The following is a 20,251-nucleotide window of genomic DNA, read 5'->3' as shown; positions in this document are numbered from 1 at the left end:
TGCCTGACGGGATCAGTTGATTCTCTTAATGTTCGCTGACAATTTCGCTGGACTGCGAGCCATTTTTGCCAGAGCCATATAACTGGTTGAACAGCAGTTTGAAGGTACCATGCGACTGCGCCCGGAAGGTAATTTCGGGACCGAAGGCATACAGTTTACCAGCACCCACCGGAGCCATGAAAGCCGCCACGCCATCCTGCAAATAGGCTTGCCCCCACGCCCAGCCACTACGTAATGGCTTGTTGGTGGCAAACCAGGCCAGCGGTGTCACCGTTCCTTTGGCAATGGCTTCGGGAGCCAGTTTGAAAACCGGACTGGCATCGAAGTACACATCCGTCAGCGTCGACAGACCATACGTTGCCTGCTGGGTAGAGTCAACCGTGACTTGTAGTACACTACCAGGGATGTAATACTTTTCGCCGGGTAGGGGGCGTTCCTGCCCTGATGGAGCCATGTCAGTCAGCGCGTTTTTAACGGGTAGGCCGAGGTGGTAGGCCAGGTTGGTGCTTGAGCCAATGGTAACGATATTACCCCCTGCTTCCAGGAAAGCCTTGAGCTGAGGGATGGATTTATTGGCCGTAATCTTGCCTAACCAGGGGCGATATTCGGCGGGCGTGTTCTCTTCTTTCGGTTCCCGTTCGAAGCCACTGAAGGGGTCATTTTCGCCACCACGAAGCGCTGGAATAGCCCGCGTTACGAACACGATCACGTCAAATTTCTTCCGAAGATCACCCGCGTCAATGTCTTGTGGGTAAACTACTTTCATCGGGAAATGGTACTGTTCCATCATCCAGCGAATCCAGCCCGACGGCATCGACCCTCCGTAGGTATCCCACAGTGCAATCCGCATGGGCGACACTTTGATCATCGAAGCAGTAGGTTTTTTGGACACGCCCGTTACGTCGAGGCTCAGCTCTTTCACCGATTTATCGATAATCGATTTCGCCTTTGCCGATGCCGGAACGAAGAATGCACCCGATTCTACAGTAGGTTTACCGCCGGTTCCATTGGGCAAACGATACACATCGATACCCGAAGCCAGCAGGTCGTTGACGGCGATAAATGAATTGTTCGTTTTAGCACTCAGCAGATACCCCGCACTGGCTCCTCCGGCAACGTGGCCTTCGGGCGACTGGAGTTCACCGTAGGGAAGCTTCTTGAATGGCCCATCGAAGCCTTCCAGAATCCGGTCGAATTTAACGTTCATCAGGTAGGCGGGTGTCCAGCCAGCGGCATCATAAGGACGAACCGGAGGGCCACCGGGATACTGAAAATCGTTAGGGTGATCCTGGGGCTCGAACATATCCAGCAGGTGCGGGCGGAACGACTGATCAGCCTTCACTACATACGAACCGGCCGGGTATTTCTTGCCCGCTACGGTAAAGTCGGCAGTAGCCTGCTGAATCTGAATCCCCGTCCGAATCAGGGCATTAACGAACTTAACGGCCGTTGAGAAATCCGGTTGGTTGGCCGGAATGATGAAGCCACGCGGATCGCGAAGCGTCTGATTGGTCATGATGGTATCGTAGTACTTCATCGGCATCCCCCCTCCGCGTGGCATCAGTCCATACTGATTGGCCGATGCGGTGGCTGGCTTTTTAGGGTCAGCCTGAAACGCGGTATTGATGGCGTCGATCTTCTTGGGCGACAGGCTCCAGGTGTCCTGACTACCGCGTTCGATGGAGTTTTTGCCCATCCGGTAGATGTTGAACAGCAACTCATCATGGTGACGGGTGGCATAATCCAGCACGGCGTAGTTGAGCGATACCGAGTAATCAATCGACTGTTTGAAATGCCATTTCTGCGGCCGAACGGGCAGTGGTGTATTCCCATTCGGGATCAATCGACTCGGTACGAGAGGAACATCTTCGGGTGTTGGGCCACCGATGATTTCGGTCAGCAGACCAATCATATTGTGGAAGTGAGTCGTTGTCCGCAGTCCGCCATTGTACCAGGTCGAGAAAACCGACCCGCCCAGACGCGTATATCCTGGTTTGTTTTCGGCGTTCATCCGATTGATCATGGCTGCTCCCAGAGCGTCGATCCCGGTAACCATCAGCGGGTCGAACACATAGTTGAACGGATCACGGTAAGGAGGACCTGCCAGCACCGAACCGGCTGGGCCGCGCTGGTGGTGGTTGTACATGATTTGTGGGAGCCACTCGATGAATAGCTGACGGCCAATATTCTGGGTTTCTTTCAGGTTGAGCATGAAGAAATCCCGGTTGTTGTCGTGGCCTGCGTATTTCTCATACAACCGGGGCAGGTTTTCCAGCGACCGTTTTTCGGGCTTGGCATCGCGCATGTACCAGTTGGTAACGAGTTCCTGCCCGTCAGGATTGGCGTGGGTGAGCAGGATGATGCAATTGTCCAGAATCCGCATGGTTTCGGGGTCTTTGCGGCTCACTAGTTGCCAGATGGTTTCGATCAACTGGTGCGTGCCTACTACTTCCGTAGCGTGCAGGCCCCCATCGATCCACACCACCGCTTTGCCCTCGTTGGCTAAGGCACGAGCCTGTTCCTCCGAAAGGCCTTCGGCACGGGCCATTTTTGTCGAAATCTCTTTGTAGCGATCCAGCTTTTTGAGGTTTTCGGGCGACGATACGATGAGCATGAACTGATGACGACCCTCTTCAGTCAGGCCAATGTCGACCAGTTTTGTCCGGTCGGAGCCTGCCGCCAGTTTTTTTACATAAGCTTCGGTCTGGGTGTAGGTTGCCAGTTGGTAATCGTCGCCGATGTTAAAGCCAAAATGTTCTTTTGGCGAAGGAAGGGTTTGGGCTAAGGCTGTACGTAAACCAGCAGTTAGCAGCACAAGTACTAAGTAAAGAGAAGAACGCATTTGTTGACGGATTGATTGGGTTATATAGACGTAGTTTAGAAGTTGCCAGGCAGGAGGTAATGCAAGGAGTGCGGAGGTGGAAAGCTATATAGCAAAATCGAGTTCAATTTAACTTATAGTATTTTATGGAAGGCTATCGGTGGCAAATAATATTTCTAATAATCCATTAATTGAAATATATTCTTCCTTTGGTTCTATTCTCTGGCTCATGTTAACCCGTGTTGTCAGATGCTTACATCTGACAACACGGAAGGCCACAGGGCGATGCGGCATACACATATATAACACTTACTTACAAGTCAGCTCGTTCGCTTACGTAGGATGGGAAACCTACCTGCGCGTATAAAGTAGCCAGTCGGTGGGCGTGTTCGTCATAGGCACTTTCGAATAGCGTAACGGCTCGTTCTGGCCCGACAACGTTGGCCGCTGATAAGACCTTGGGCGGATAACCTGCCTGCGTTAGTAATCCGGCCACTTCGGCTTTGATGCAGTTGACAATCACGGCACCGCCCACAGTAGAACCGGGCGAAACGGGCGTGTCGAGACCGGGAACGTCGACCATCGCATCACCTACAGGAGCGCCGGTATCCAGCACCAGATCAGCAAAGTCGGTTAGTTTTTTGCCATCCTGTCGTTTGCTGGTGCTTTTTTCAGCATGTTGTCGGGTAATCAGCGCCACTACTTTGACACCCCGTTTCTGAAAAAGTTCGGCCATCTCGATAGGTACCACATTGCAGCCGCTTGACGAAATAACCAGGGCCGAATCCTGTTCGGAGAGATCGTAGTTGCGAAGAATCCGGTCGGCCAGACCGGGTACATTTTCGAGAAACATGGCCTGCCGTTGCCCATTGGCGCCGACCACCAGATTGTGAAATGAGAGCGACAGCTCAACAATGGGATTGAAGCCCGGAAACGACCCATACCGAGGCCACATTTCTTCGACCATAATACGGCTATGGCCACTACCAAACAGGTGTACCATCCGACCTGCCAAAATCGTTTCACTAAACCAGTGGGCCGCCTGTTGAATGGCTCCGGTCTGTTGTTCGGCAACGTCCAGAATCGCTCTGGCTTTCTGAATATATTGAGACGTTAGAGACATGATTGTAAACCGTAAATTTAATCAGTAAAGCAAGCTGCAGCGCCGATGGCTCCGGCCCAATCTTCGAAATGGGCTTTGCAGAGGGTGGTTTTCTTTCCGGCAGGTCGCCATTCGAACAGGTCCATGAAGGCTCGTAAAGGCGAAAATAAAGCGTCGTTGGCCTGCGTAATACCTCCGCCTAAAATGACCACTTCGGGCGAAAACAGGTTGGCTATGGATGCAATGGCTACCGCCAGCCGACGGACGGAGGTGAGCCATACAAGGGTTGCCAAAGGTTCATGAGCGGCATAGCCTGCTACCAACTCGTGCGTAGTGTGATAACGGCCATAAGATCGGCGGCTGACGGTCGTATTGCCAATGGCTTCTTCCAGGCTACCGGGTAACTGGGTAACATCTAGGCTGTCTGTGTCAGCGTCCACGGTGATGTGACCAATGTGCCCGGCCATCTGATAAAACCCCTGGTATAACTGCCCACCTACCAGAAGACCACCCCCAACACCCGTTCCGAGGGTAATGAGAGCGGCATTGGCGATGTTCCGGGCGGCTCCAAAACGAGCTTCGGCCATCATAGCAGCATGGGCATCGTTAAGTACATGGACCCGTTCGTTGAGAAACCCTGTCCAGTTGAAACCTTCCAGCCCTGCTAATCGACCGGGCATACACGCAATAGCCGAATTATCGACTGTAGGTAATCCGGGTGCGGCTAGCCCAACCCCCCGAATTGGTGCGGTTGCTGTCGTTTTTAGCTCATGGACAATTTGATGAACAACGGCTTTCCAGCTACCCGTTTCACTGTCATTGGTCGGTACAATACGTCGTTCTAAAACCTCACCCGTATGCCTATCTATCAATACGCCTTTAATGCGCGTACCACCTAAGTCAATGCCAATCGATTGGCTCATAATTAGTGAAGCGTTTCGGTTTAGGGTAAGGCAAAGGCTACGTAACTATCGCCTTTGGGGGCGCCAAGTTTCGTGCCGCCACACGCCAGAGCAATATACTGTTTTCCGTTGACCGAGTACGTGCAGGGGGTTGCAAAGGAAGCTGCCGGAAGCTTTGTTTCCCAGAGGAGCTTACCCGTTTTACGAGCAAAAACCCGTAGCATGGCATCTTTCGTGCCGGCAATGATCACCAATCCCCCGGCTGTAATGACTGGTCCTCCGTAACTCTCCGAACCCGTTGGGGTCTGGCTGTTCAATTCGGGATAATTGCCTAGTACGGTTGTCCAAACGTATTCGCCGGTGTTCAGATTGATGGCGTTCAGCGTTCCCCAGGGTTGTTTCATGGCTGGATATCCGTTCTTGTCGAGGAATTTGCTGTAGCCCGAAATCTGGTAAGAGGCTTTGGGTTGGGTTGGGGTTCCTTTTCGGGCTTCGGATGAGGCATTCATGCCGACTTCCTGCTTTTCTTCACCAAACAAAAACGCCAGTAACTCCTGCTTTTGCATCGTCGACAGACCCGTAAAGGCAGGCATCATGCCCTTACCTGTTGAGATGACATTATCGACATAGGCCCGGTTTCGCCGTTTACCGATGTCGACCAATGATGGATAGCCACTGGCTGGATTACCCTTACGTTCGGCACCGTGACAAGACGCACAGGTCGTGGTGTACACCCGATGCCCCGGACTAAGTTGGGCAAGCTGATCGTTCGACAGTTTCTTGTCGAGAGAGATCAACCAGGCCATTTCGTTACTGTTGATGTACATAATACCGTTGGGGTCAACGGCCGCTCCTCCGTATTCCGCCCCGCCATCGAGACCGGGGTAGATGATCGTTCCTCGTTTGCTCAACGGGGTAAAAGGGCCTTCGTTTCGGCTTCGGCGAAGGCTTTCGATCAACTCCTGCCGATTGGCAGCCAGTGGGTTGACGTCTGTTTCGGGGAAGGATTGCCGAGCGTAGGGGGCTGGTTTTGTTGGGATGGGTTGGGTTGGCCAGGCTTTTTCACCGGCAACATCCGAAGCAGGTACGGGGACCTCTTTGATCGGAAACAGCGGTTTTCCCGTTACCCGATCAAATAAAAAGACATACCCCTGCTTGGTTGCCTGTGCTACCGCATCAATTTTCTTCCCGTTGTGGGTCACCGTCAGTAAGTTTGGTGGAGCAGACGCGTCACGGTCGAGAATGTCGTGGTGTACAAACTGAAAATGCCAGAGCCGTTTCCCGGTTTTGGCATCGAGCGCCAGCAGGCAGTTGGCGAACAGATTCTGCCCGAGCCGATTACCGCCGTAAAAATCGAAAGCCGCCGAGCCGGTTGGCACATAAACAATGCCCCGTTGCCGATCAATCGCCATACCCGACCAGTTGTTGGCAGCTCCTACATCGGTATTCTTGTAGGTGTCTTTCGGCCACGTGTCATAGCCAAATTCACCCGGATGCGGAATCGTATGAAATACCCAGGCTAATTCGCCCGTGCGAATATTAAACGCCTGGATGTTTCCAGGGGCAGCATCGGCTGCTTCCGACAGACGCATCGGCATAATGATCAGATCACCATATACGGTGCCGGGGGTGTTGGAGATCACGAACTTATCTTTGGCTGTTGGCCCCAGCCCTGCTTTCAAACTTGTCCGGCCCTGCTCACCAAAGGAGGCAACGGGTTTGCCTGTAGCAGCTTCTATAGCGTACAGCCAGGGGCCCCGTGTAAACAGAATCCGTCGATCGGAGCCGCTTTCCCAGTAGACAACACCCCGGCTGGTACTCTGTGAACGGACAGAACCTTTAAGTCCTGTGGTGTCCTGCCAGGTCCAGAGTTTTTCGCCCGTGGCGGCATTGAGCGCAAACGGCTGGGTCGTTGCCGTCATGCCATACAACACCCCATTCTTTACAATTGGATTGCACTGTACCTGCCCCGAATCCAGCGTATGGTATTGCCATACCATCTTCAGTTGGCCCACATTACTGGTATCAATCTGGCTGAGGGTTGAATAATGGCTACGGTCGGGGCCACCCAGGTACTCCGCCCAGTCATCACCCGAACCCGGTGGATCAACGGAGGACGTCAAGGCTGCCGCTCCGAATAGTGTAATCGACGCTAATGTGAGAGGTAGGTAAATACGTTTCATAGGCCGTGAAAGAGCGAAAGAGCGAAAGGGTGAAAGAGCGAAGGACTAAAAGTATACCTTCGCTCTTTCACCCTTTCGCTCTTTCGCTCTTTAATCATTTGTTAAACGATTTTGAAGATAAAAGGCGATGAGGTCATGTATTTACCGCCCTGGGCTGCTGCAAACAGGTAGCGTGGCCGACCGTGTTGTATAAGCAACTGAGGATGTTCCAGTCGATCGTATGCGTTTCCCTGGTTAGAGACAGATGGCTCTTTTACGTATTCGCTGAGAGGACCAAACGCAACGCTGGGGTCTTCCCAATGAACGCCATCGTGCGAATCCAGATATAGGCCTCCATGGTTACTTTGAACGCCCATATCACCGAGAAGCATGTTGAACCGGCCGTGCTGTAACCAAACAAAGGCATCATCGATCTGTGCATGTTTACCTTTGGACGAAAAGTCGAGGATGGGTTTTTTGCTGTACCGCCGATACGGCCCCAGGAGGGAATTGGCAGTAGCCAGCCCATATTTTTGATACCCTTGACCAGCTGAGTTGCTCGCTTTTCCTGACTGGTAATAGAGCCAGTACTGTCCGTTGGGATGTTGAATAAACGCCGGATTCGTGGTGCAATAATCATCCCAGGCTCCCGCAGACCCAGGTTCCAGCAAAGGCGCATCGGAACGTTTCCAGGGGCCTTTCAGGGATTTGGCGGTGGCCAGGCCAATGCGCAGGGTGTCTGTCTGGCCGTTGGAATTGCCCGTATAGAACAGACAATACCTGCCATCGACATACTGGATGTGTGGCATATGGCAGGTCGTCGCATCCCAATGACCCGGACGGGGAGCCAGCACTGTTTCGACGTATTCAAACGCGGATTCGGGCGATTTGGCAACGGCATGGGCTATTTCGGCACCGTTGAGCCAGCCGTCTGCTTTCCGGTCGGCAGGCCAGCGCGAATAAAACAGGTGTACGCTACCGTTGGGGCCATAGATAGGACTATTGGCTGATACATACCAATCGGGCGATTCCAACGCCCGACCAACGGGCTTAAGGTGTTTACTGAATTCGGCGCGATTATCATCGAAAGGCCATACAGTCAAGCCATCCGCCAAGGCATTGGTGAATGGGAGTAGGGTTAATCCGGTTAGAAAATTTCGTCGAGTCATCATAATGATATTGGTGTTTGCGGTAAACCGACTACCAATTTATAACGAACTAATCGGTGTCAGCATTATTGGTCCCAGCAGACCAGATGGTTGAGCATCCCATTTTGTAGCGTCGAAGGGGCGGTAACGAATGTCTACGATGTTGATGTCATAGAACTTCTTCCAGCCTGGATTTTTTCGGTCGTAAAGCCGCATGTAGTTGGCTGATAAGTTCGTTACGTCGATTTCCAGTTTGTTGCCGGTGGGTTTCAGGAGTGATGCGGGTATTGTGAGTCGAAAAGGAATGCACCAGGCTGTGCCAATGGCTTGTCCGTTGAGCCGCACGTCGGCCACTTCCCGCACATCACCCAGGTCAAGCTGGTAGCCTGATGCTTTGGGGTTGGCAGGCAGATCGAAGGTGGTGGTGTATCGGGCTGTGCCCCAGAAATAACCAGCCGAATCAGAAAGTGTTGTCCAGGAAGTAAGGGTGGGTAAGGTCGCCTGGTTGGTTAAGTTCGGCCGACCTTTCAGAAACTGCACCTGCCATTGATTGGAGAGCGGAATAGGCTTTGCCGATGTGCGGTTTACCAATTGGTTTTGCTCGGCTGAACTCATCAGGGTGGGCTGGCCTGGAATCACATTGATAAAGCAGGACTGCCCCGGTTCCAGTGTCAGAAATACGTCGGTTTGACCATTCGATCCTTTTCGGGCTGGTAACGGCTGGGTTTGGTTCGTCAGTGGATCGTAGCGAAAGATACGTCCCTGGGCTGAAAGCGTTACCCAGTTCTGGCGGAATCGGTTACCAAGGTTCGTGATAAAATACTGCGTGGTGTCGCCCCGATGTTTGCGGATAAATGATAAGCCTTCGGTCGCCCAGGGTTCTACCCGAACACCCGCTTTGGCTAGTGTACTGAAGATGTCCGGGCTAACCGCTACTGTCTTTTGCTGGCGAAGGGCCTGACCGATTTGTTGAATAGCTGCCGAACGACTTTGGTGGTTATGAAAACCCGGAGCCTGTTGTGGTAACTGGCTGTCAAACATAATCCGGGCACCCTGCTTCGCCAGTTGGTCGAGCAGTCGGAGCGAGGTTTCGGGTAGGTACGTTGTGCGGGGAATCAGGATGGCCTGATAGGTTGCTCCGCCGGGTGTATGAATACCTTTCTTGTTGACCGTCAGAGTTTTTAATAACTCGTCGGATACATAATCGAACGAATACCCGCGCTGGCTCAACTGTTCGCATAATTGACCAAACGGTTGGGGAAGCAGCCACCGCTCCACATGATGCACCTCCAGTTGATGTATGCCCCCTGCCGATTTTGCCCGTGTGCTCCACAAATCATGAATCGGGAAATAGACCAGCAGGTCATTGTCGGGCTTGCTGGCCTGCAAACGAGTCTGGCAACGTTCGATGTAGCGATTGAGTAAAGGTAAATGGGGCCAGAAATGGGAGCTTGGCCCGTAGTTCGTCGACGCGTAAAACAGCCAGCCGGGCGAATCCACGCGGGGCCAGCCTTCCGACGGGGGCGAGTAAGGCGTACCGTGATAAAAAATGTGGTTGATACCAGCCGCCAGCAATTCATCTACCTGCGGTTTGATCTGTGACAGCGACACCTGAAAATGGTTGGCGAGCCAGGTAGTCGTTTCAGAGCTAACAAGTGGTTTGCCCAGCAGATGAGCCGCCGACGAAGCAAATTTCATGGCCAGCGGGTTGGGGGTTCCGAACCGATCAACTTCATAATTGGCATCGACGCGCAAACCCGGAATCGGAAATCGACTCGAACCGAAGGACTCAGTTTCAGGAATATCGGCTCTGGCATACAGGTCGATCAGATTGCCGGGCGAGCCATGTGCCTGATTGCGGGATAGATAGCCCGCTTTGGTTGCCCAGCTGCCCCAGGGTTTGGCAAATCCATCGTGCAATAGTTCGGACAACGTCTGGTGGTAGTCCTGATGAACGAGAATGCTGGTTTCGGACTGGGTAGTATCCAGAAAAGCCGTTAGTTGCGTGTTTAGATCATACCCGCGACGGGCTTTAAATTCAGTCAGGAAAACGTCAGACCAGTTGGCTCCGAACACTTCGTAAGAATCATTATATACCGCTCGCGGACGTTCGGGCAGGTGGGTAAGCGTTGAATCGAACCGTTTGAGATAGTACTGAACCGCTGCCGGATTGAAATAGTCAATAACCAGTCCCTGCCCACCGGGAGCCGGGCGTTTCACCTGTTGTTTGGTCGGTACAGCAATCAGTTTCCCAGTATCCAGCTTCCATTCTTTGGCGGCCAGGCTGTTCGATATGCCCGGCCCTCCAAATGGCCAGCCCGTTCCGGTTGTCAGATCGACACCTACCCCCAGCCGTTTACCCTCGCGAACCGTATGGGCAAATACCGTCAGCCAGCGGTCGCTCAGGAAGGGAATGAATTGCTTTTCAGCACCTTTAACCCCATAAATCGGGATGATATGGACGCCACCAAGTCCGGCTTTGGCAAACTGTTCGAGTTGATAGGTGATGTCAGCTTCGTTTACAGCATTACCCATCCACCACCAATACGTCCAGGGTTTAGCGGTATTGCCGGTTGCTATCTGGGTATTTTTGGGAATCGACGACTGAGCCGCCGAAGAGGTAAACTGGAGCCATAGCAGAAGAGCCGTTAGGGCTATACATACGTTTTTCATGAAAGGTCAGAATCTGAACCGACAAAGTACTAAACAGAAGCCGGGTTACCGTACTGTACTTACCTAGTTTCGCGTTCATGTTCCCCCTGAGCGAGGCAAAATCTACTTCGGTGTGTTTTTTACATCAAACGTAAATCGCTGAAAAGCAGGCGTCCCTTCGCGGTTGAGGCCGTTTACGTCTACCTGGTAGGTGCCCGTTTGGTCGGAGGTGTAAAAATCGGCCTGCGCTTTGCCCTGTAAGTTGGGTTTCCAGTTCGGATTCCAGTACAGCAGCGTTCGCCCATCGGGTAGTCGGCTGGAGGCTGACTTCGTGGTGGCACTGGCAGGTCGGTCGTAGCGGGGAGCAAAGAACTCCCGTTGCAACTGGAGACCGTCATAGTCAAGTCGTACCAGCCGATTATCGAGTGGGAAGCCTGCCAGATCGCTCTTGTACGTCATAAAGCTGATGATGCCGCTGAAAACCGCCGGACTCATCAGGTAGAAGTTCGTAACGACATCCAGTTGCTTCACCTTCAACGGGCTGAACTCAATCACTTTGTCCATGTCGAAAACGGGCACGCCATCGATCAGTACCAACGCCTGGTTCTCGAAAATGGCGCGGTACGGTTCGTTGAGTACGTTCAACACAAAATGGCCCTGTCGTTTGCGGGGCATCACACCGAGTACATACTCGCGTAGCACTTCTTCCATACGTGGAAAGCGGGTGTAGGCATCAAGTAGATACGATTCTTTAGGTTTGGCGTAAAACGCGGCACTATCGACGGCTGGGTATTTGTATTGAATGGAACGGTCGCCCCAGTAAGTCGATTGGACCTGCATGGCTACGCTTCGATTGGTCAGCGAAGTGGCCTGGGATTCGGTGGGGAGCCGATCTGCCCATTGGTGTGTTGATGGCGTTTCGCTAAACGGATTGTTGATCGTCAGTTTGAAAAGACTGTCCTGCGGATTGGTCTGGGCAATCAGGTTTTTCGGACCATAAAAATCCTGCACTTCATACAGAAGCCGTCCGGCTGTATCGCTTAGCGAGACATACAATCGGATGGGCTTACCGGGTGTGGAGAGGTAGGTTAATTTGCGAGGAACGGGTTTGCCCGTAGCCGGATCGGTGAGCGTTCCACTAACGGTTGGGCCGCTGTATTCAGGAATGAATGGAAAGGAAGGGCGTGACACAGGACGCAGCACATCGTTCCAGCGGAAACGTCGCCAACCGTGGGTAAGCATCAGATTGTCAGTCGCCTGGGCTACTTCAGGGGTTTCGGATTGGAGGTAATAGTCGGGTGATTCGATGCCTCCCTGCAAATCGGAGGTCATCAGTAAATAGCTCAGAATGTTGCTCGTATTGGGCGAACTCAATGAATCGACCCGGTACACAGCGACTGATAAAGTGGCCTGATTGGCCTGCGAAGTCGTTCCCTGAACGGAGGCTTCGAGCGTTACCTTGCTGCGGGAGGCATACTGAGGCTGGTCTGTTTTGAGGGCAATGGTGAGCGGCTGAGCCGGACGTTTGAAATACAACCGCTCACAGACGGGGTTTTGCTGAGCGTCGAAAAGGGTCAGGTGCGAAATACCATCACCTAGGGCTTTTTTGTCGATCTGAAACGTCGTCTGCCGGTCAATCGGGTGGGCTTCTACTCGTTTAACCGCCTGTCGGGTATGGGCAAACAGATAAACCGTCGAAGGAGTACCCAGATTGGATGTGACAGTGACCGTTAGCTGATTGGGGTTGCTGTCGTCCAGGGTCATGACATATCCCTGCGGCTGAATGACTGGTAATGAACGGGTAAACTGACGCCCTTTTTCATCGCGCAAAAGTATTCGGTAGGTGGTATTGATTGTTGGGGTGAGCGTAAACGTGCCGAGACCAAATTTGTGCGACGAAAAGGTAGTTAGCGTATCGTTCCGACTGTTGAGTACCCAGCCCCGAAGCGCTTGTCCGGCACCCGACGCGTTGACGGCCCGAAACGCTACCTTGCTGGTAAGGCCATCGACGAGATTGCCCCCTTCGGGAAAAAACTGAATGTCCAGATCGGCGACATCGGCTGTTGGGGATGGAGTTAATGGCTTAAACGGGTTGACAACTGTAATGAGTTTTTCGAAAAAGTAGCTGGCCGGGAAGTTCTTCATCCAGTTGGTATAGGCTCGCATCAGATACGTTCCCGAATTGAGTGATGAAGGCAGAAACAGCGTTCCATCCCCCCCGTTAGGTGTAAGGGCTACTTTAGTTTGCAACACGGATTTCTGGTCTTTGTCGAGCAGTTCGATGTAGGCTACTTTGCTCAGATCCAGTGGTTTGTGAAAACTGCCATCGACGTAATAGATCTTGAACCACATCGTCTCGCCTGTCAGGTAAAATCCCTGATCGGTATGGACAAAAAGTTTCTCCTGAAGGGCCTGCTGCCGATATTGGTCAAACGATTGGGTAAGCGCGGCAGTCAAACCAGATGGTTGTCCAAAACTGGGTAAGGCGCTAACAACCAGCCAGCTAATGAGTAGCAGGAAAAGGCTAGCCAAACGATTGGATCGCTCAGGAAGGGTAGGGGTATAGTCTAGCGTCAGGTGGTTCATGTGGTGTCTTATTCCCAAAAAGAGGGCCGTTTATTAATGCCTTTGTACCGACAATCGACACAAGGAAACGAGGTTACCAAATATTGATTTTCGCCAAAGAGGCTGATGATGGCCGGTTGTTCTTTTAATACTTTCGATACGGAAAATGTGTCGACCACACAGCCCGGATCGCCTGCATAGGTGCTGATGTTTGGTAGCTTATCGCGTCGGATAAAAATTCGTTTGGTGGCTACCGTGCCAACCCGGAAAAAGCCCAGCGCCAGATCGTCCGGGTCGTTGCTGGCCCGAATGTTTCCTGTAATCTGTGACGGCTGCGGGTCGAAAATAGAGCCTAGATTTTGGGTGATCTTTGCCAGTTGATCGTAGTAGGCAAACCCTGCCTGCGTCAGCGCGTAGGACTTCACCAGCATACTGTACTTAATGCCCAGTTTGCCCGACGTACCCGCCACCGACGTCAGTGGAAACTGACTGACAATATCTTGACTCAGCCGCTCGGTCGAGGTGAGCATAATATTGGTCGAATAGGTGGTATTCCAGCACCGGTTGATGTTTTCCGTTCGGTCGACAATCTTATTGTTTTTGATCTCCAGTTGGGAATAATAGGGCGCCGTAAACTCCCAGGTTTCTTCAAATTCCCAACGGTAGTAGTGGGTGTTGTTTTTGGGGTCGTGGGTGTTTACGCTGAACAGTACGTTGTTGGCTTCGGTATGCCAGCTAACGCTGTCGATAGCGGGCGTAGTGAGTACGGGCACATAGTCTGAATAGTAATCCGTTCCTTTAGCCGTTTTGATATGCAGGCGGTAGGTTTCTCCAGTTAATGGCGTAACACCTGATAACGAGTAAGCACCATTAACCCCTTCTTTCAGGGTGAAAATGGCCTTATTTTGGCTTTCGATCGTCACTAGTGCCTTTGTTTCGGCTGTTGGCGATTTGGTATCGGTCAGGTTCTGGGTGCGTGACAGTTGGATGGTCGTCGTAGCCCCCGGTGCACTATCGAAAAAACCATTGACGACCAGATAACTGGCAGGCGCAGCAATTTCCGGCGGCCGATACGGATCAATGCACCCGCTTACGAGCAGGAGCAGAGCCCAGCTAAGCCAATATATGAATGGATTGTTGCGCATACGGAAAAGCTCCTCTACCAAAAACTCGGTCGTTGAATGACGCCACCCCGTAATCGGCAATCGACGCAGGGTTGGCTAGTGGTTATATAACTGGCACTTGTGTAGGGACTAATGATACCGGGTTGATTCATTCGGACGTCGGCCGTACTTAACGTGTCGGTATCGCAGCTACCTATCCCGTTGTTCGTGTACCAGTTGGGAAGTTGTGATTTCGAAATAAAAATGCGTTTGGTTTCGATGTTGCCAACCCGAAAGAAACCCATGACCAGGTCGCTGGCATTGGTCAGCGAATGGATATTACCAACAATCTGGGTGGGTTGCGGATCGAAAATAGAGCCAATATTCTGCGTGATTTTGCCCAACTGATCGTAATACGTGAATGCTTCCTGCGTCAAGGCAAACTGCCTGACCAGCATACTATAGCGGACACCGATCTTTAACGATGTACCGGGAATAAAGGTCAGTGGAAATCGACTGACCACGTCCTGACTGAGCCGGACGGTAGAAAAGGTCATGATGTTAGTGGAGCTTTCACTTCCCCAGCACGTATACACATCCTCCTGACGCGGCACGATCTGGTTGTTTTTTATCTCATGCGTAGAGGTAAAGGTTGAATAATACTCCCAGGTGGCATCGTATTCCCATCGGTAGTAGTGGGTGCTGTTTTTCGGATCGTGGGTGTTTGCACTGATTTGTACCCCATCGTTTTCGACCCGCCAGCTCACACTATCGATGGGAGGAGTTGTCACAACAGGCACGTAATCGGAGTAGTAGTCAAGCCCTTTGGCCGTCTTGATATGCAGTCGATACGTGTCACCTACCTGTGGGGTGACGCCGGTGAGGGTATACGACCCAGCCGTACTTTCCTTGAGCGTATAAATCGCTTTGCTTTGGCTTTCGATGGTGACCTGCGCCTTTGTTTCGGCCGTAGGTGCCTTGTTGTCGGATAAGTTTTGGGTGCGCGCTAGTTGGATGGTAGACGTTGTACCGGGGGCACTGTTAAAAAAGCCACTCACTACCAGATAACTATCGGGTGACGAAATTTCGGGTGGGCGGTACGGGTCAATACAACTGCTAACCACTAGTATGAGTATCCAGCCAACCAGTTTTGTATAGAATCTGCTCGTCATATCAAAACCGGAAATTATAGGTGACCGATGGAATGGGTTGTCCAAAAATGGATAGCTGATAGCCATTGATCCGGTAACCCTCTGTTTTGAAATACACCGAATACGGATTGTGCCGACCCAGCAGGTTGTAGACCGCAATGGTCCAAGAACTATGCGCCAGTTTTTTAACCTTATGATTCCCTTCAATATTCATGGCAAAATCAGTGCGGTAATAATCGGGGATGCGGTACTGATTTCGTTCGGAATAGAGCAGACGCGGTACACCATCGAGCACATACTTCGAAACGGGTAAGGTTATCGGGCGACCCGTACTGTACGTAAAATTGAGCGACAGACTGAACCGGCGGTTGATCTTGTAGTTGCCCACCAGCGTTACATCGTGCGGTTTGTCGTAATTGCTTGGGTACCAGCTTCCTTTATTGATGATTTCGTTGTTGGTGGCGTCGGCGGTTCGGAGCAGGGTCCGGGCGTAGGTGTAGCTTAGCCAGCCGTTCAGTTTACCCGTTAGTTTTTTGACCAGAAATTCAACGCCGTAGGCTTTGCCTTCGGCATTGACCACATCGGTTTCAATATGGTGATTCAGAATCAGTTCGGCCCCGCTTCGGTAGTCCAGTCGGTTCTGCATGGTTTTGTAATAGGCTTCGACCGACATTTCGATGGTATTGGTGCGATTGTTTTTATAAAGGCCAATGGCATACTGATCGCCAACCTGGGGTTTGATGTGCGTATCGCTGAGTTTCCAGATGTCGGTGGGGGAGATGACGGTCGTGTTCGACAGCATCTGAATATACTGACGGGTCCGGTTGAAGCTCAATTTGATCGATGCCGTCGACGACAGGCCATACCGAAGCGCAATCCGGTATTCGGGGCCCTGATAATTGGTAATCGATTTGCCAGAACCGTAATTCAGGGTATCGATAATGGTATTCTCCGACTTGGGAACGCCCGGTACATATTGATACACCGCATGAGGCCCCAGGTAATTATAGAACGAATACCGAAGTCCGGCACTGATCGACAGTTTGGGGCTGATGTCGAAGCGGTCGCCCAGATAAATCGCACTTTCCAGCCCCTGTTCATCTGGAACCACATCTGGCACGATCAGCGACTTGTCACCCTTGGGCTGGAAGTTGCCGGGTGAGAGTTTGTAGTACGTACTGCTAATGCCAAAGTCGACGGTGTGCTGATTGGTCGGGAAAAAGTTGAAATCGGCCTTAACCTGCGATTGATTGATACCGAAGCTCAGATCATAGGCATTGACCGGATTTTTGTCGCTCGATACATGGTAGGTGTAGCCGCTATAACTGCCCGTGAACACGCTGTAGAGCTTGTTATTGAAAATGTGTTTCCATTTCAGCGTCGCCGTTTTGTTCTGATACTGGTACGACGTATCGCTGTTGAGCCGGAATTTGTCACTACTCAGATAACCCGTGAAATAGACCGTATTTTTTTCATTGGCCTCGTGCGTGACGTGCAGATTCAGGTCGTAGAACGAAGCTTTGCTGTTCTGAAAGGAAGCACTTTGCAATTGACGCAGCAACCAGTCGGAGTAGGTAGAGCGCACTCCGGCAATGAACGACGTTTTGTCTTTAAAAATGGGGCCTTCCAGCGTCAGCCGGCCAGTCAATAACCCAATCCCACCCGACCCGACAAATTTCTTTTTGTTGCCATCGCGGGTTTGCACGTCGAGTACCGACGCCAGCCGACCGCCAAACCGGGATGGAATGGCACTTTTATATAATTCGGCACTTTTGATCATGTCGGGGTTGAACGCCGAGAAGAACCCAAACAGGTGCGACGAGTTATAAATGGTAGCGTCGTTGTAGAGGATCAGGTTCTGGTCGGTAGCACCCCCGCGCACATTAAGCCCCGTAGAACTCTCGCCCACGGTTTTTACCCCCGGTAGGGTCTGAATCACCCGCAACAAGTCCGCTTCGCCCAGGGCCGTTGGTACCTGCTTGATGCTTTTGATGTCGATCCGTTCCTGCCCCATCTGAAGGCCCGATATATTCTTATCCTTCTCGGCTTCGATAACGACTTCTTTCAGGGCAATCACGTCATCTTCCATGTCAATATCGAGCTTGCCATCACCGTATAGAATAATCCGGCGTCGGGTGTCTTTCATGCCGATGCTGCGGAGTTTGAGGTCGTGCCGACCACGGGGAAGCGTGATCGAATAATAACCAAACTGATCGCTGACGGTGCCCTGACGAGGATTTTCGATGTAAATAGCGGCTCCTACGACGGGCTCACCGGAGGCTACATTGCGTACAAAACCAGCCAGTGTTGAACGGCCCGGACGAATTGGGTTGGTCCGTTTACCGATTTCGTAGGTTTTGGCTTCCGGTTCCGCCTGAACTTTTCGAGCCCCTTGGGTCAGGTAGGCATTTAATGTCGTGTCGGAACCGGACGGAGCACCACCCCGGAAAAATCCGATGGGTAAATCGGTTCGAATAACCCGATCAACAGTCACATAGACCCGCTGCTGGGCGTCGATGGCGTAGTTGTATCTGGAGCCATTGAATACCTGTTGCAATACCGTCCGAACGGGCTTATTCTCGACCCGTATATCCACCAGGAAGCTGTCGACTTCGGCAGGATTGTAGAAAAACCGATAGGGCGTTTGGGCTTCAATGCGCTCCACAAACGTGTCGAAACGCAGGTTCGAAAAGTCGCCACTAATCGATTTATCGGGTATGACCTGGGCCAGTATAGTTCCGCTAGACCCGATCAGCAGCAACCAAAGAAACGTAATTCGGTAAAGATGGGTCATAGTTTGTGCGTTAGTTCTTCATACTGCTGAGTCACCCGACTGATGGCCTCTTCGCGTTGCAGGTCCTTGAATTTGAGTTGATTAGCTCGGATGAACTTTTTTAGTTCCTTTCCCTTATCCGCGAACACGCTCAGTACCGAGCCTTTGGTTTTGACGGGATGATAAACGCCATCTTTCAGGATAAAGAACCGATCCTGAGGAATGTAATCGGCTTTATAGGCACCACTCGAAATGTCTTCATGAATGGTTTTTATGCGACGGACGAACACCTTAACGGAGCCATTGTGCAGCAGTTGGTAGAATCCGGTAGGAGCCCCTAATGCGCTGTCGCCCAAGATCTTGACAAATTGATAGGGCCCGATGGAAAAAGCACTGACTTTATTGGTATGAATCCGAATCCGGTAGCCGCCTTCGGGGGGCTGGATGGACAATTCATCCCGCACAATGTCGTAGAGCATCGGCACATCGTGGTAATCGGTGCCATTATAGGCTATTGTTCCACGCTGTAGCGTATCAATGGGGTAGAAGGGATGTATTTTTATCCGGTGATCATGCGGAATGTATTCGTTGCCTTCGTACACATGCTCCTGCCGATAAATAGCCCGTTCGTATACGCCAACAGCCCGATTTTTAGCCTGTTGTATGAATAAGCTGTCTGACTTGACTGATTGCCCCAACAGGTTAATAGAGGGCAATAAAGTAGCAATAAGAACAAGTGTGGGCCAGCGCATGGAGTATTTTAGGAAGAGGAACGGTCGATGGAACGGTCGATAGGCAAATTTAAAAGAATTTGTGAAACGGCTCCTACTAAGTACTGCCAAGTGGCGCAATTAATCTCATATGCTCATTTTACTAAACCGTTCGGGTTGAGTCTACTGTGCTAATTAGCTTTACTGTCGTCGTTGGGCTGGAGTAAATCCCACAGATTGCCATACAGATCGGCAAAGACCGCCACCGTTCCGTACGCTTCTTCAACAGGCTCACGAACGAACTGGACGCCTTTCTCCTGCATACGATGATAATCCCGCCAGAAATCGTCGGTAAACAGAAACAGAAAAACACGCCCGCCCGTCTGATTTCCGATTCGGCTTCGTTCGTCTTCATTGGCCGCTTTTGCCAACAGAAGGCAGGATTCAGTAGCGCCCGGCGGAGACACGCGTACCCAGCGTTTATCGTCGCTGAGCCGGGTATCTTCAACCACAGTGAACGACAGTTTTTCGGTGTAGAATTGGATGGCCTCGTCATACTCCTCGACAACCAGAGCCATGTGAGCGATTCGTTGCTTCATATGTTTTGAAATATGCGGCAAGATAGTAACTGGTCGCCCGGTTTCGATTAAGTTTGCAGGAACTAAAAACTCTAAACCAACCTCATGCAAGCGGAAATCCTATCTCCTGAAGCAGCCTTTGCCCAAACGGGTCTTTCTTTGCCTCCAGCCCCCCAACCGTTAGGCGTTTATAAACCCTATTTGATCGACGGCAAGTATCTGTATGTTTCAGGACATGGCCCGGTTCAGGATGACAAAAGCCTGATTATCGGCCGAATTGGTGACGATATGGACATGGAACAAGGTAAGCTGGCGGCCCGTCAGGTTGGTCTGACCATCTTGTCTACGATACGAACCCACCTGGGTAGCCTTGATCGGGTAAAGCGTGTTATTAAGGTGTTGGGCATGGTTAACTGCACGTCCAATTTCGAGCGCCATCCTTATGTGATTAACGGATGTAGCGAGCTGTTTGCCAGTGTCTGGGGGACCGAAAATGGCATCGGTGTGCGGTCGGCAGTAGGTATGGGCTCCTTGCCCGACAATATTCCGGTTGAGGTAGAAGCGTTATTTGAACTGGTTTAGTC

The 20,251-nt window shown here is 51.7% G+C and carries 13 protein-coding genes; 1 reads left to right on the top strand and 12 read right to left on the bottom strand.

Going from position 1 to position 20,251, the window contains the following annotated elements; translation table 11 throughout:
• Nucleotides 1–25 precede the first annotated feature (25 nt).
• The 12 genes from BGO59_RS16715 to BGO59_RS16660 all read right to left on the bottom strand — a co-directional run bounded on the left by BGO59_RS16715 (nucleotide 26) and on the right by BGO59_RS16660 (nucleotide 19,688).
• Nucleotides 26–2,842, bottom strand: coding sequence for a M14 metallopeptidase family protein (locus BGO59_RS16715; RefSeq protein ID WP_293684810.1), 2,817 nt, complete (start codon nucleotides 2,840–2,842; stop codon nucleotides 26–28).
• Between the two features lie 292 nt (nucleotides 2,843–3,134).
• Nucleotides 3,135–3,944 (bottom strand): SIS domain-containing protein, encoded by an 810-nt coding sequence (locus BGO59_RS16710; protein WP_293684808.1) that lies wholly within the window; start codon nucleotides 3,942–3,944, stop codon nucleotides 3,135–3,137.
• Between the two features lie 17 nt (nucleotides 3,945–3,961).
• Complete coding sequence (locus BGO59_RS16705; protein WP_293684806.1) at nucleotides 3,962–4,846, bottom strand: ROK family protein; 885 nt, start codon at nucleotides 4,844–4,846, stop codon at nucleotides 3,962–3,964.
• Nucleotides 4,847–4,866: 20 nt separating this feature from the next.
• On the bottom strand, nucleotides 4,867–7,008 hold the full coding sequence (locus tag BGO59_RS16700; protein ID WP_293684804.1) for a PQQ-binding-like beta-propeller repeat protein: 2,142 nt from the start codon (nucleotides 7,006–7,008) through the stop codon (nucleotides 4,867–4,869).
• A gap of 101 nt (nucleotides 7,009–7,109) precedes the next feature.
• Nucleotides 7,110–8,159: a glycoside hydrolase family protein gene (locus tag BGO59_RS16695; protein WP_293684802.1), complete on the bottom strand. Its 1,050-nt coding sequence runs from the start codon at nucleotides 8,157–8,159 to the stop codon at nucleotides 7,110–7,112.
• 36 nt (nucleotides 8,160–8,195) lie between these two features.
• Nucleotides 8,196–10,808, bottom strand: coding sequence for a glycosyl hydrolase (locus BGO59_RS16690; protein WP_293684800.1), 2,613 nt, complete (start codon nucleotides 10,806–10,808; stop codon nucleotides 8,196–8,198).
• 102 nt (nucleotides 10,809–10,910) lie between these two features.
• Nucleotides 10,911–13,373: a hypothetical protein gene (locus BGO59_RS16685; protein ID WP_293684798.1), complete on the bottom strand. Its 2,463-nt coding sequence runs from the start codon at nucleotides 13,371–13,373 to the stop codon at nucleotides 10,911–10,913.
• Nucleotides 13,374–13,381: 8 nt separating this feature from the next.
• Nucleotides 13,382–14,497: a DUF4249 domain-containing protein gene (locus tag BGO59_RS16680; RefSeq protein WP_293684796.1), complete on the bottom strand. Its 1,116-nt coding sequence runs from the start codon at nucleotides 14,495–14,497 to the stop codon at nucleotides 13,382–13,384.
• A 14-nt stretch (nucleotides 14,498–14,511) separates the two neighbouring features.
• On the bottom strand, nucleotides 14,512–15,627 hold the full coding sequence (locus BGO59_RS16675; RefSeq protein ID WP_293684794.1) for a DUF4249 domain-containing protein: 1,116 nt from the start codon (nucleotides 15,625–15,627) through the stop codon (nucleotides 14,512–14,514).
• 1 nt (nucleotide 15,628) lies between these two features.
• Nucleotides 15,629–18,400 carry a TonB-dependent receptor gene (locus tag BGO59_RS16670; protein WP_293684792.1) on the bottom strand — a complete coding sequence of 924 codons (2,772 nt, stop codon included), beginning with the start codon at nucleotides 18,398–18,400 and terminating at the stop codon, nucleotides 15,629–15,631.
• Nucleotides 18,397–19,131: a hypothetical protein gene (locus tag BGO59_RS16665; RefSeq protein WP_293684790.1), complete on the bottom strand. Its 735-nt coding sequence runs from the start codon at nucleotides 19,129–19,131 to the stop codon at nucleotides 18,397–18,399. Before BGO59_RS16665 ends, BGO59_RS16670 begins: the two co-directional genes overlap by 4 nt.
• A gap of 149 nt (nucleotides 19,132–19,280) precedes the next feature.
• On the bottom strand, nucleotides 19,281–19,688 hold the full coding sequence (locus BGO59_RS16660) for a VOC family protein (RefSeq protein ID WP_293684788.1): 408 nt from the start codon (nucleotides 19,686–19,688) through the stop codon (nucleotides 19,281–19,283).
• Nucleotides 19,689–19,772: 84 nt separating this feature from the next.
• On the opposite strand from BGO59_RS16660, the gene BGO59_RS16655 reads away from it, so the two are divergent.
• Nucleotides 19,773–20,249, top strand: a complete 477-nt coding sequence (locus tag BGO59_RS16655; RefSeq protein ID WP_293684786.1) for a RidA family protein — start codon at nucleotides 19,773–19,775, stop codon at nucleotides 20,247–20,249.
• Nucleotides 20,250–20,251 lie beyond the last annotated feature (2 nt).

Source organism: Spirosoma sp. 48-14, assembly GCF_001898575.1.
Classification (GTDB): domain Bacteria; phylum Bacteroidota; class Bacteroidia; order Cytophagales; family Spirosomataceae; genus Spirosoma.
This window is presented reverse-complemented; position numbering and strand designations above follow the sequence as displayed.

Excerpts from the sequence above, each read along its gene's own strand:
- BGO59_RS16710 (WP_293684808.1), bottom strand. The coding sequence starts at position 3,944 with ATGTCTCTAACGTCTCAATATATTCAGAAAGCCAGAGCGATTCTGGAC.
- BGO59_RS16715 (WP_293684810.1), bottom strand. The coding sequence starts at position 2,842 with ATGCGTTCTTCTCTTTACTTAGTACTTGTGCTGCTAACTGCTGGTTTA.
- BGO59_RS16670 (WP_293684792.1), bottom strand. The coding sequence starts at position 18,400 with ATGACCCATCTTTACCGAATTACGTTTCTTTGGTTGCTGCTGATCGGG.
- BGO59_RS16700 (WP_293684804.1), bottom strand. The coding sequence starts at position 7,008 with ATGAAACGTATTTACCTACCTCTCACATTAGCGTCGATTACACTATTC.
- BGO59_RS16675 (WP_293684794.1), bottom strand. The coding sequence starts at position 15,627 with ATGACGAGCAGATTCTATACAAAACTGGTTGGCTGGATACTCATACTA.
- BGO59_RS16695 (WP_293684802.1), bottom strand. The coding sequence starts at position 8,159 with ATGATGACTCGACGAAATTTTCTAACCGGATTAACCCTACTCCCATTC.
- BGO59_RS16665 (WP_293684790.1), bottom strand. The coding sequence starts at position 19,131 with ATGCGCTGGCCCACACTTGTTCTTATTGCTACTTTATTGCCCTCTATT.
- BGO59_RS16690 (WP_293684800.1), bottom strand. The coding sequence starts at position 10,808 with ATGAAAAACGTATGTATAGCCCTAACGGCTCTTCTGCTATGGCTCCAG.
- BGO59_RS16660 (WP_293684788.1), bottom strand. The coding sequence starts at position 19,688 with ATGAAGCAACGAATCGCTCACATGGCTCTGGTTGTCGAGGAGTATGAC.
- BGO59_RS16680 (WP_293684796.1), bottom strand. The coding sequence starts at position 14,497 with ATGCGCAACAATCCATTCATATATTGGCTTAGCTGGGCTCTGCTCCTG.
- BGO59_RS16705 (WP_293684806.1), bottom strand. The coding sequence starts at position 4,846 with ATGAGCCAATCGATTGGCATTGACTTAGGTGGTACGCGCATTAAAGGC.
- BGO59_RS16655 (WP_293684786.1), top strand. The coding sequence starts at position 19,773 with ATGCAAGCGGAAATCCTATCTCCTGAAGCAGCCTTTGCCCAAACGGGT.
- BGO59_RS16685 (WP_293684798.1), bottom strand. The coding sequence starts at position 13,373 with ATGAACCACCTGACGCTAGACTATACCCCTACCCTTCCTGAGCGATCC.